Raw genomic sequence first — 13,060 nt, 5'->3', positions numbered from 1 at the left:
TCGAACAGGGTACTGCCGATCTGATGCGCGAAGCCGGGGTGGGCGCGCGCATGGATGCGGAAGGACTCGTGCATGAAGGTGTCGAACTCGCGTTTCACGGCCGGCGCGACCGTATCGATCTCAAGGCGCTGACGGGCGGTTCTACTGTGATCGTCTACGGCCAAACCGATGTCACGCGCGACCTGATGGCGGCGCGCGAAGCGAGCGGCGGCACGACGATCTACGAAGCGAGCAATGTGCAATTGCATGGTGTCGAGGGGAACGCGCCCTACGTCACGTTCGAGAAAAGCGGCGAGTCGGTGACGCTCGAATGCGACTTTATCGCAGGCTGTGACGGGTTTCATGGCGTGTCGCGCAAGACGATCCCCGCCGATCGCCTCACGCAATACGAACGCATTTTTCCGTTCGGCTGGCTCGGGCTGCTCTCCGATACACCGCCCGTCAGCCATGAATTGATCTACGCCAATCACCCGCGCGGCTTTGCATTGTGCAGCCAGCGTTCGGCCACGCGCAGCCGCTACTACCTGCAAGTGCCGTTGACCGAGAAGGCCGAGGATTGGTCGGACGAACGCTTTTGGAATGAGTTGAAAATGCGTTTACCGAAGGAGGTCGCCGACACACTGGTGACAGGCGATGCGCTCGAAAAGAGCGTGGCGCCGCTACGCAGCTATGTGGTCGAACCGATGCAATACGGCCGGCTCTTTCTGGTCGGGGACGCCGCGCATATCGTTCCGCCGACGGGCGCGAAAGGCCTCAATCTTGCCGCGAGCGATGTCGGCACGCTGTATCGGATTCTTCGCGGCGTCTACGAGCACGGCCGCACCGATTGGCTCGGGAAGTATTCGTCGATCGCTTTGCGCCGTGTTTGGAAAGCCGTCCGCTTCTCGTGGTTCATGACAAACCTGCTGCACGAGTTTCCGGAACGCGACGGCTTCGACAAGCAAATGCAGCGCGTCGACTACGAGTACTACACGAGTTCGATCGCGGGGTTGAAGACGATCGCCGAGAATTATGTGGGGCTGCCTCATGAGGCGGTCGAGTAGACCGAGCGCTGTCTCATCGGCCGGCCAGGACAACAACCGAACGCCAGCGGAGGCTTTCTTTCGATAACCGCGCTAAGCGTCCGTCTCCGCGCCGCTGTCGCTGAGCGAATCGATCCCGGCTTCCGGCCGCCCGTCATGCGACAAAACGGCGGCAAACCACCGGCTGCTCTCGAATTGCGCGGTGGTGATCATGCTCAGCATGGTGAGCGGAGTCGCGAGCAGCGCACCCCAGACACCCCAGAGCAGCGTCCAGATACCCAGTGCAAGCAGGCCGGCAATCGGATCGATGTTCTGACCTTTGGCCTGCAGCCTCGGCAGGATGAAGTTGTGAGCCACGATAAAAATCGCTTCGATGGCCGCGAATACGGCGATAGCGTGCCATGCCGTCTGAAATTGAGCGAATGCCGAAAATGCGGGCAACGCGCTGGCAATCAGCGGGCCAACGACAGGAATGAACGCGAGGATGAAAGCCGTCGCGCCCCAGAACGCCGTTCCCTTCACGCCGAATGAGTAGCATGCGCCGGTGACGGCGAGCGCGATGGTGCCGTTGATCGCCAACTGCACGTTCATGTAGCTCTGGATGCTGCTCGTGATGTGAATGATGATCGCGCGTTGCCTCGCGGCGCGCGCGGCATGACGGGCGAGAATCTCGAGCTTCGGATTGTCTTCCGCGTTGGGCACGGCCAGCATGAACGTCGCGATGAGCAGCGTCAGCAAGATGATCTCGACCGGCTCGTGGATGCCCGAAGCCAACCACTGCACGAGCGCGGGTGCGTCGATGTGGTTGATCGCCGTACTGAAGAATCGCGCCCCGCGCATGCCGGTCGCATGCGCGAATCGCTGAGACAGCGCATCGAGCCGCGACACAATGGCGGGTACTTGATGGATCACCGAGCCGACCCCTTCCCCGAGGACATAGCAGATGGCCACGATGGCCAGCACCATCAGCGTGCCTGTGCCCACCCTCACCGCCCATCGCGGCGCTTTCGGCAGTATTCGCGAGATGGACTGAACGAGGGCGTCGCCCCATATCCGCAGCAGGGCCGCAAGGAAGAACGGCACCAGCACGGGTTGGAGGTAGTGCACGAGGGCCATGCCGGCCGCAATGCCCGTCATGGTTGCCGCCACTGAGGACGGCGAAGTCGAATTGGCCATTGCCATTGTCCGGAACGCTTTTTGGATCGCCGCGATCATACCGCGAGTTGCGTGGGCCGCCGGTCCAGCCCATCGCGGGCCAAGCTTGCGACGTACCGCGAAGCTGGGCGTCCCGCTGATCTTTCCCTTGGGCGAGCGAACGTTTGGCAGCCCCCGCCATTCCGATAGCCGCGTAGCGCAATGTTCAAGTTAATAGGCTTTAGTTCGGCATCCCAAGATCTGGTCCCGCATCAAAAAATACGCGATTCAGGTGAGCTAGAGTATATCGACAGCGGGAAATCAGATGGCGCAGTCCACACCAATTCAAACATTTCGGCATCGTCGCGGAGAAACGATCGGCAGTCGCATGTCCCGTGTCTGTACGGCGGTACGACGCTTGGCGTTCAGCATGGCCAAAGTGATCAATACCGCTTCGAGCAGGCTTTGCTCGAAGCGTGACAGCGTGCGCCCGCAACAAGAGGAAAGTCTTTAAAGGCCCAAGCCTCGAATCAGCGAAGGCTGCCGTCCATGCCCGGCAGCCTGAATAAAAAATGCACTAATGGAAGTGATGTCCAGCTTGACCCGCTTGTGAATTTTTAGTTTGGCCAATCTTATTCATGAAGAGGCAACTATGGCTTACGGAATCACGATTACCACGAAGGCAACGATTGCGGGTGTCTCGTACAAGTTTCCGCTGTGCGCGGAGATAACAGACCTTCAGGCCGGAGACGATCTTCTCACTGTTGAGTGGACGGCCGACAATCCCGCTGCAGTATTCCTTCACAACAATCAACCGGTGGTGCCCGACGCATTCTCCACGGACGGCACCAACTCCGGCACACAGATGGCCGCCGCCATCACCGGCACAGCGGTAAGCTTTACGGCCAAGCTCATGCGTGACGGCGTGGCGATAGCCACCAGCGCGCCCCATTCCGTCACCTTCAAACCACTCAGCGCCAGTTTTCAATTCACCACCGACAAGCTGTTCGCGCCAACAGTCGCAGGTGGAGCTGTTGGGCCGGCCAACCTGATCACGGCCATCCTGACCGTAACCGATGCCACTGGAAATCCGGTGGAAGGCGCGGAAGTTCAATGGCGGACCCTGCCCAAGACCGATAGCTTTTCGGTCTATCAGGACTCAGCCGGAACCACGCGCGCGCTGACGGATGGCGAAGAACAGTACACCCTTTCAGCCGCGACCACCGGCGAGGCGACGGCTTATCTGGCAGACCCCAGGACGCATCAGTACTCGCTTCTTCCCACCGTCCTCGGCTGCGACGTTTCAAGGCAAACGACCATTATCTTCGCCGGCACGGGAAGCGAACCGTCGATCTATCCACCGTTCGTCATTCCAGGACTGGAGTCGGATAGTTATTCGCAACAATACCTCAATATCATCGACGATCAGACAACTTTTACTGCAGTGGTGCCTGGCGATGCGATAACGACCGCAAGAAAGCACGATTTGTTTTACGTCTTACTGAACGAAAGCATTGTTATAGACGGCACCATCGATCATGTTGCCGGAGGCGTCGACATAACCTACGCCGTCTTAAGATCTCCCGTGAAGCATGCCGGCAATAACATCCCCTCCGCGCAAATAAACAGCCTGACGTTTTTTATCCAGGATTCGATATACGGCAACGTGGGCATGAGCAAGCCAGTTCTGTTTTATGGCTTGGGCGATTGGTCGGGCAACAAGCCGGAAGACTCCCCGATCATCGATCGCATCCTACCGCTCGCACAGATCGTACCTAAACCTCGTAGCGGCATCATTACGACGGATACGATCGATGCGGACGACGGACTCACAATATATATTCCCGCGCTTAACGCAGCATATACCAACAAGCCAATTTCTGTCCTTTTCTATTTAAATGGATACTCCCAGGATGTTCCAGATGAAGAGAAGCACGGCAATCCAGAAATGCCCGGCCTGACGATAAAGGGCAGAACGGCAGCAAATGGGACGATAATAAAATTGCCCTACAACATGATTTTCGGCTACGGCAGCAACTTGAAGGGCAACATATTGAGTTCCTACGTCGACTATTACGTTGAGCTGGATCAAGGCCCCGGCTCCCGCCGCTACTACAGCCGGTATCCCACCGCATATGGAACGAATACCGTCTATCCGTGATGGCGCGCTTTCCCGAACACGGCCGATCCCAATGGCTTTGACAAAAATCTCTATTGCCGCGCACCTCAGGTGCGCGTCGAGGAACGCCCCCAATCATGAAAATCACTTTACTGCTCGATCCGGCCAGTGACGAAGACCACGTGCTGATAGCCGGCACGGTCTTCGATCTTGCCGTTAAAGTCACTCACGATGACGAGCGCCCGGCGTCGAACATCTCACTGCAATGGGCTACGTTTGCGCCGGAACCCGCGCTCGAGAGCCGCTCGTCGCAGACCGATAACGATGGCGTCGCCCGCAACAAAGTCACAGCGTCCTCACAGTCGCACGGCAAACCCGAGCCCATTTTCGTTCAGACGCCTGACGGCAGAATCCATTTGGCAGGCACAGTCCGTTGCCTTTCCGACAAGACCGTCATGCTCTGCGCCGCCGCGCCAGACGAAGCCGCACCGCCGCTTGCGCTCGGCGACAGCGCGCCGGCCGGCACGGCAATATCCGGCAGCGCGCCCTATACCTTGACGATCGAGTATCCGGGTCCCAATAGCATTCTCCCGGCGGATGACGAGCAAATCGTCTATGCGCGACTGCTCGACAGCAGCGGTGCAGGGGTGCGCGGCGCGTCCATCGAGGTCAGTACGTCCGCACGCAGGATCCAATATTTGGAATTGCCCGTGGGGACCGATGCGCAGGGTTGGGCGACGTTTTGGGTGCGCGGCGTTGGCCTTGCCGAAAAGGCGGTGGACGAGTTGAGGGGGACCGTCACGGTCAAGTGTTCGCTACAGCAGTATCAATCTCAAGATACGAAGCCGTTGACCTTCGATACGCGCGCGGGCGGTCCGGGATATTTCTCGCTTTCGCTCCCTGCTCTGCCGGGCGAACGAACCCTACCCACGCCAGCGCTTGTGCGCGCGACCTATCAGCATCGGGACGGTACGCCCGGAAAATTTTTATACCTGGGGATCAGTGTCAAATCCCCGGAGCATGGATACACGAGTGCGGTGGCGGCCAGCCCTGGCGGGGCGTATGCGGACGATTCCGGCACGGCGCTCGCATATATCGTGACAAAGACGCAGATCAACGCGCGAGCCATCATAGGCATCGACGCTGGAGGGGGCCGCCTCTGGTATTCCGAGCCCTATGACATATTGGCCGGACAGTACCCGGTGCCGCCCATTCATTGGATCGCCCCCTCCATGACGGGACCGATCCCGACCGGCAGTTCGCGGCAGCTCAGCATTGACGTCCACGAGAACGTCTCCAGCAGCGTCAACTGGACGGTAGAACCCCGCAATGCGCCGGTGAGGCTGCTGCCTTTGGGCTCGATGACCGCCGGAACCGCGCTGGCCGATATCACGGGCACCAGCACTTCGACTGCGTACAAGGCATACGCAGCGGGAGTTACCGGAACTTACTACCAGGATGGCTCGTGGCAACTCCGCGTGAACGCCTACTCTTTCTACAACGGCGACGCGCCTCCGGCCAGGGCATTGTGCGGCACGATCACGATGTCGTTCCCGAACGACATCTCGCTTTTCTCCATGAAAGATTGGCATACGGTCCATGTGCTCATTACCAAGCGTGAGCCTGACGGATCGCTATCGCCATGGCCACATCGGGTCGTCAACTGGACGTCCAGCGTCTTTCCGCGAACCTATAAGGACGCCATCTTCGAAGTGCCTTATCCGAGCACAACGGACAAAGACGGCAAATGCAGCATCCGTGTCAGGGCTGATAACCCCAGCACCTTGATGGTCGACATTACGGCGTCGTCTCCCAATCCTTTCGGGATGCCCGACGATACGATCCAGCGCACGGTCGTTTTCGACAGCAGCATTCAGCCCGTCGGCAACCAAGGGGTCATCACGATTGACGACGAGCCACCGATGACGCCCTATGTTCCGCATACGCTCACAGCCAGGTATACGGATGTCACGCTCACCCATCCCTTCAAGCACAAACAAATCATCTGGTCTGCCTTTCCGTCTGGCCAGTTCGAGTTCGGCCCTAACCCGTCCGTCACCGATGTCAACGGCGAGACCAAGGTCACCATTACTGCCGTCGGCCATGATTACTTAGGCCCCGTCTATGTTTATGCGAGGGCCTACAACGAGAGCACGGAACTTCTGGACATCGGCAGCCTGTCGTCGCTCCGTTTTCTGCAAGGGACGCCCTCAGGGAACAGCGCACACATCGCGTTGCGCCCGCAGGATGGCGATCTGATTTCCGATCCGCTCGTTCATCTCGTCGAGGCAACGTATCGTTCGGGTGAAGGCGATCCCCTCGCCGGCCAACCGATCCACTGGACTGTCGATCGTCCGGATCGCATCGCTTTCTCGACCGGCCCGATGTCGGCCACCATGACCGATAGCAATGGCGTGGCAGTCGCCGCGTTCGTTTGCAGACCAGGCCCATTCGTGATTGCTACCGTGACAGCGAAGGCCACCAATCCGAAGACGCAGGCCGTCGATAGCAGCACAATGGTGGTGGCCATTAAAAGCGGAAGCTTGGTGCCCTTGGAAATGCTGGGGCACATCGCGTTGTCGCCAACGATTCGCCCGCCTTATCAGAAAGACGCCTCCATCCCACTGGAGGCGACTTATACGAACCCCGACGGATCGCCTTCCCCGGATCAGGAAATTTACTGGGCGGCCGAGCCGGGAGGGCACGTCGACTTCGGCTGGCCCAGCCCAACGGAGACTACCGCCAACGGCGACTCACACAACACCATCGTCTGCTCGACCGACAGCCACGTCGGCAGTTTCATTGTGTCCGCGAGTTCGCCGAATTATTTCACCGGAAGTTATGACTTCGGGCAAACGGATATGTCATTCGTCGATCCGCAGGGCCAGCCAAGCTTGCTGGGCATCATGATCGACAAGCCGTACGCACGCAATCCTCCGATCGGGACGTCCATCGTCGATCCCAACAAGCCCGATCAAGTCATTACCGGGCAAATCGTCTTGACCGGGCCCGGTCACGGCCAACAAGACATCGCGATAACAACCGATCCTGACGATGCCGGTGTCGTGATGTTCGGCGGCGATCATTCGCCGCTCCATAAGCAAGGCACGCAATTCGTCGTAACGACGAATGCGGAAGGTGTCGCCGTATTTAAGGCCGGCGCATTGAATCTCGAACTCATTTCGCTGCAGGCCGCGACCACCGTCGAACAACTTTCGACCGAGCAGGCGCGATTGAGCATTGCCCTCGTGGATGACAGCTTGTCTACGAACTATTTGCCGGACATCCAGCGCGAGGGGAAGTTTGATCCCATGCCGGGCAACGTCCCCACCTTCCAGGCACGCCTCGAGCCAGGGTTGGTACTCGGCACCGATCTGGTTTCCGTGATTCTGAATGACGTTGTTGTCTATTACGGCCCTGCGAGCCATTTTCTCTCTGGCATCGACATCGCCTACGCCCTGTTGAATACCACCAAAGCCGGGAACACGATGTCGTATTTGACGCTGAGCGGGACGTCCGCCCTGGAGCGGAAAACACGGCCGTTCAATGCGCGCGGTGTCGCCCAAACCGGCCCATTGCCGGATCAGGGCACGGCGATACGGACGCTTCGCAAACCGGGCATCCTCGCACCGGTGCCGATCGGGCCTAAAGATATCGTGGCCGGACTCAGTGTCATGATTCCGGCTTACAAGGATGTCGCCGTTGGCGACGTGATCACGCTGTTCTTCTACCTAGCCGGAAAGTATTCGCTGACGGCGGCTCACATCAATAACGTTGCCACGCTTTCCCATACGGTCACCCCCGGGGACAGGCTCAGGCAGGGCAAACCCCTGACGCTCGTTTTGCCGCAAGTCTATGCCACCGGTTATGGCGCCGGCACATTGCAGGTTGATTACAGGGTCGACAGCGGTTCAGGCCCGAGGCCCATGCAATGGTCGCAGGTAACGGGGCCGATCTCGATCAACACCACGTTTGGATAAAGGGGAAGAGAATGACAAAGATCATCGAAAACCTGACCTACGATGACGTTTTCGTCGACAACATCCTTCTTCCCAATCCCCATGAGATAGATATCAACACCGATCCCTGCATCAAGTTTACGGCCCTGGTAATCGATGAAACAACCAAAGCCCCGCAGAGTAACGTGACCATTCAATGGAGCGCCTCACGGGACGCTGTTCAATTCTTCAATACGAACGGCATCTATCTCGACACCGCCGACCATAACAACCAGACGACAACAAATGCAGATGGCATCGCGCAAGTGTATGTGGCCTGCTGGAAGCCGGCGCTCACTCAAATCTTTGCCGAGATCGATCCTGACGACGGAGGCGGCCCTGCAACCAAGACCGTTGTTTTCTGCACGATCAAGCCTTATCCCACGACAAGCACGGATCCGTCCCCGCCCACTATGGAAGCAGGAACCGCCATCGCGATACCGAGCGGGCCCGATGCCGACTACAGTTCGCCAGCCCTCGTGCGCTCGGTGGGGACGATCAACGCAAAAGATTGGGCCGTCGCCTGGATCGCCACTTTCGACGACAAAAACAATCTGATGGACAGACATATCCTGACGCCAATCGGGCTGACATATGGGACGTTGTACAAAAATGGCTTCACCGTGCCATACGACTACATGGTGACGCAAAATAAGTACACCAATTTCATCCAGTACTTGGTCAGCCACCGCACCGGAGGCAGTGCGGCCGCATCGAATTGGTCGAGGTTTACCGCTACTGGCGTTGCGTACGCCAAACCCGACCCCAGCCGACAAATTAATTCACATTACCCACCTCCCTTCTATGTCGACTGGAACGGCATTCCGCAACCTTCGAAATCGGTTATCAAGGAGGACGACTTCGTCAAAAACATTCAAAACAGCTACGTACTGAATTTTCAAATAAAATCTGCGAACGAGATCGAAGCCGATGATTTCATCGATATCTACCTGTACATTAACGGCTATGAATACAAGAGCGATGCGCGCAATTCAGGCGTCGTGTTCCTGGGAAGCCACCGGTACGGTGATTTGGAAAACGGTATCTTTTCAATTCGCAAGAGCCTGGTGAGCCAATATTGCCAGAGCCTTTGGGACGATCCCGGTTCGCTGCTGCTGACCTATCAAGTGAACAACGCAGCATGGTCTTCAAGCAAATTCTGGCGGACCGAGTTCACCGGGGACTGGAGCAGGAAGGCGAATAGGATGAGCGCATAGCGCGCAGCAAAGACCGCCGGGCTACCCGCGCAAACGCGCAGGCCCGGCGGTGCGAAACGTTGGAATCAACGATGTTCTGCTTCGAGAGTGCGGACGCCGTCGCGTCCTCATGCGTTACCAGACAACCCGCACGCCTCCCGTACCACGCCAACTCTGACGGTAAGGCCCGGCGATACTGGTGAGATAAGAAACGTTGGCCCACAGGCCGACACGCTGCGTCAAAGGCGTCACGAGGCCAGCCGTGAATTCGGCCGTCGTCAAATTCGTTCCGCCGGACGCCAGCGCCTTGTCGGCAAAAAACGTCTTGTCCGTCCCAACGAATTCCTGCCAGATATTAGTGGTCAGATAGGGCTTGAAAACATAGCGCCCGAGCGGAAAGGAGCCGGCAAGCCGCACCCCGATGCGCGCCGAGACGGCATCCGGCGTGCCGTAGGAAATGCCCGAAAAGCGATCGTGCGTGGTATCGAAGCTCAGATGCTGCCAGATGAGTTGCGCCTGCGGTTCAAGCGTCAGCGACCGGCCCAGCACGATTGGATAGCCCGCTTCCAGCGAGGATGTCACCGCATAGCCGCTGATCTTCGCACTGACCCCTCGGTTGGAGGACGGCGTGCCGTCGTATTGCGTGCCCATCAGCACCGCATCGGCGTACCAGCCCGAGCGATGCAAATGGGTCCAATTGACACCGACCGAATAGGCATCGAAGTTCAACTTGCCCGCATCATAGCCTTGCTGGCCAAGCGCAAAACCGCTGACCTCGCCTTGGCTGTGTCCATAGGCGAAAAAGGCGCCGATGCGATCCTGGCTGCCGTTCGCGCGTTCGCGCCGATAAAAGTCCGCACCGGTCTGCAAACCCGTGGTGGAGCCATCGTAGTTCGGCGATAACGGGCCGCCGATCGAGATCTTCGTGCTCTGCCCGATCAGGCGCCCCCATGCACTGGGCAGTTCACTCAGTTCACTCAGGTCACTCAGCTCACTATTGCCGAACAGCAACGCCTGATTGCCGACTCGCTCGTCGAACGTGCCCAGCATCGCCATGTTGAGCCGGCGCGCCACGCCCGGCAGGGCCGTAAAGATCGGTACCTCCGGACGGTACATCGGCGTGGGCGGTGTCGGCGAGTTCCCTTGGGGGGACACAGACGAGAGGAACCAATTATTGGCTTGAATCGGATCGGACACGCCCCATTCCGATCCGCGGTAAAGCCGATATTCGTAAGGGCCGGCAGCCGCCGGAGCGCCGAGCGCGAAAGCGTGCGTGCCGGTCGTGCCGCCGTGCGTGACCACGACAACGGGGATGCTGTCTTGCAGGCTGGGAGTCAGTGCTCCGTTTCCTCCTACCGTGGTGACGAATACTTTGGTTTTCCCGCTGGCCGTCGCGCCGTCGATGACAAGCCGATCGACGACGGAAGTCCTGCTGTCGTTCAGGCTGCCCTTGAGCGCTAACGCACTGCCGCTCTCGCCGACATAGCCGCCTGCGATCGTCAACGTGTTGCCCGGTGTGGCGGAATGGCCCGGCGCTACGGTACCGAAATTGTCGACCGCTCCATAAACGGTGCCGCTTCCGCCGAGGGTACCCGCCGCAGCCACCGTGGTAGCCGAGTCGATGGTCCCATCCACCGCCAGTGTGCCGGCGGAAATCGTGGTGGGGCCCGCATAAGTATTCACACCCGTCAGGTCGAGCGTGCCCGTACCTGTCTTCGTCAAGCCGCCCGCGCCGGCAATCACGCTCGAGACTTGCGCGTCGAAGCCATTCGTATCGAACGTTCCACCGCCTCCGGCGATCGTAACAGGCGTCGACAAAACAAGATGATCGGCCCCGGCCTGGACCGTACCGCTGTCTAAAGTGAGCGCATCGAGGCCGGTGGGGTTGGCGGTCACGGTCCAGATTCCGGCATCTTGCAACGCCACGTCGATGCCCGAGTCGCCAATGGTCGTGCCGGTCCAATGCGCCACGCCAGCCAAGCCGACCTGTGCCGAAGATCCTCCTTGCACAGTCAGATCGCCCTTCCATGTCGTGCTGCCATCGAGGTTCATCGTCAACGCCTGGGCGCCATAGGCAGTAGGCGCTTCAACCAGGGCCTGGCCCGACAGGGTGGAATCCGTGGCGTTGAAGTGCAGGCTTCCCTCGCGAGGGCTGGCAGACAACGGGTTGGACCTCGCGACCGAGAGCAGCGAGCCAGGGGCGGCGCTGTCGAAGGGAGTCAGAACGGAGCGGTTCAAGGTGACGAAGGCGTCGGCACCCTCAACGCCGATGACGGAGCCTGGCGAGCCCATCGTGATGGAACTGTTGATCATTGACACATTCGCCACCAATGTGGCTACGTTGTCCGCCTGCAGAAGGAAGCCGTTGCCCGTACCGACGCCCGTATTGCGATAGTCGACCGTCGTATCCTTGAGAGCGAACCTGCCAGCGTCATTCACCCAAAAGGCCGCCATCGATGCGATGGCGTTATCGCCGTTGGTCGCAACATCGATAGTCATACCGTTCAGTAGGGCTGCCGCCCCGAGCGATGTTTTGAAAACCGCTGATGTGCCGGCCGGCGTCGTACCTGCGATCGTTCCGCCGCCGTTGAAGGCGACTTGGGTTGCATCCGTGCCGGTGTACACCCCACCCACGACCCCCGAGAGATCGGCAATGGTGACGCGACCATTGAATGTGACCGAACTGCCGGCAATGGCGGTGTTGATGAACCCGCTGACCGTGCCTCCCCCCGTGCCCATAAATTGCAGCGTCGTCGGATTATTGATCGTAATCGTGCCGCCGTTGGCGTTGACGGCATAGCCCCCCCAATTGACCAGATCGAGCGTCAGAGGCGGCTCGGTAGGCGTGCCTACTCCGGCTGTGATGATCCCGCCGATGCCCACGGCAAGATCGGATTGCCCGGTGATGACTCCGCCCGCCGCCAGGGAGATGACGCCTTGATTCCGCGCGAGAAATGCCGTTCGGTTGCCGGCGTTTAGATTGACCGACTCACCCACGTTGCTGTACCAGCCGTCTCCTGGCTGAATGGCCTCATAACAAGGCACCGTGACGGTGGTGCAAGCGGGAGTGGGGAAAGGAATGTGCTGATTGGCGGCAAGCGCCGATTCCGGCCTGCCAACGATAAGGAACCAAGCTGCAACGGGGGCAAAACGCCGGAGTGGCGTGCAGCCCCCGTGTCGTCGCACAGAAATCTCGACATCTACTCGGGCGAAGTAAAGAGGTTGCAATGCGACAAACAGGCTTTTTAACCTACGTTTCATTTTTTCGGCCTCTCCCACTTGAATTCTGAGTTTTTGATTTCCATGGCGATTCATGAGACACCAACAAGATCAATTGGCGCATGGGTGCGTAAATGCCGTAGAAAAACTCAGCACCAAGTGAAAGATTTTTCATCGCGACTCGCAGGCAACATCGCGCCATCCACGATGATTGTGGATAGGATTTCGCCACGCTTCTGCCCGAATTTTCCCAAAATTCAGCGCGTTCTCACGCGAACCGACGACAACCCATTTCAAGGCAGAAGATCGCATCATCGGCTGGCGATTAGCCGATATTTGCCTTCACGGTATATATTTTTAGATTCAAGATAA

The 13,060-nt window shown here is 58.8% G+C and carries 6 protein-coding genes; 4 read left to right on the top strand and 2 right to left on the bottom strand.

Annotation, left to right across the window (positions count from 1 at the left end; genetic code table 11):
* The coding region (pobA, locus tag ACTHL0_RS10830) for a 4-hydroxybenzoate 3-monooxygenase (RefSeq protein WP_440566732.1) at positions 1-1,043 on the top strand (1,043 nt) is incomplete at its 5' end.
* A gap of 72 nt (positions 1,044-1,115) precedes the next feature.
* On the opposite strand, the gene ACTHL0_RS10825 is transcribed toward pobA, so the two are convergent.
* Entirely contained in the window at positions 1,116-2,198 is a 1,083-nt protein-coding gene (locus tag ACTHL0_RS10825; protein ID WP_440566731.1) for an AI-2E family transporter, read from the bottom strand.
* Between the two features lie 610 nt (positions 2,199-2,808).
* Here ACTHL0_RS10825 and ACTHL0_RS10820 point away from each other — a divergent pair.
* The 3 genes from ACTHL0_RS10820 (at position 2,809) to ACTHL0_RS10810 (ending at position 9,490) form a co-directional block, all read left to right on the top strand.
* Entirely contained in the window at positions 2,809-4,317 is a 1,509-nt protein-coding gene (locus ACTHL0_RS10820; protein WP_440566730.1) for a hypothetical protein, read from the top strand.
* A 413-nt stretch (positions 4,318-4,730) separates the two neighbouring features.
* Entirely contained in the window at positions 4,731-8,255 is a 3,525-nt protein-coding gene (locus ACTHL0_RS10815) for a hypothetical protein (protein WP_440566729.1), read from the top strand.
* Positions 8,256-8,266: 11 nt separating this feature from the next.
* On the top strand, positions 8,267-9,490 hold the full coding sequence (locus tag ACTHL0_RS10810) for a hypothetical protein (protein ID WP_440566728.1): 1,224 nt from the start codon (positions 8,267-8,269) through the stop codon (positions 9,488-9,490).
* Positions 9,491-9,604: 114 nt separating this feature from the next.
* Here the strand turns inward: ACTHL0_RS10810 and ACTHL0_RS10805 are convergent, their stop codons facing one another.
* On the bottom strand, positions 9,605-12,466 hold the full coding sequence (locus ACTHL0_RS10805; protein WP_440566727.1) for an autotransporter family protein: 2,862 nt from the start codon (positions 12,464-12,466) through the stop codon (positions 9,605-9,607).
* Positions 12,467-13,060: the final 594 nt, after the last annotated feature.

It is taken from the genome of Trinickia sp. (assembly GCF_051961175.1).
GTDB lineage: Bacteria > Pseudomonadota > Gammaproteobacteria > Burkholderiales > Burkholderiaceae > Trinickia.
The sequence above is the reverse complement of the archived record's forward strand: the minus strand, read 5'-3'. Positions and strand labels throughout refer to the sequence as shown.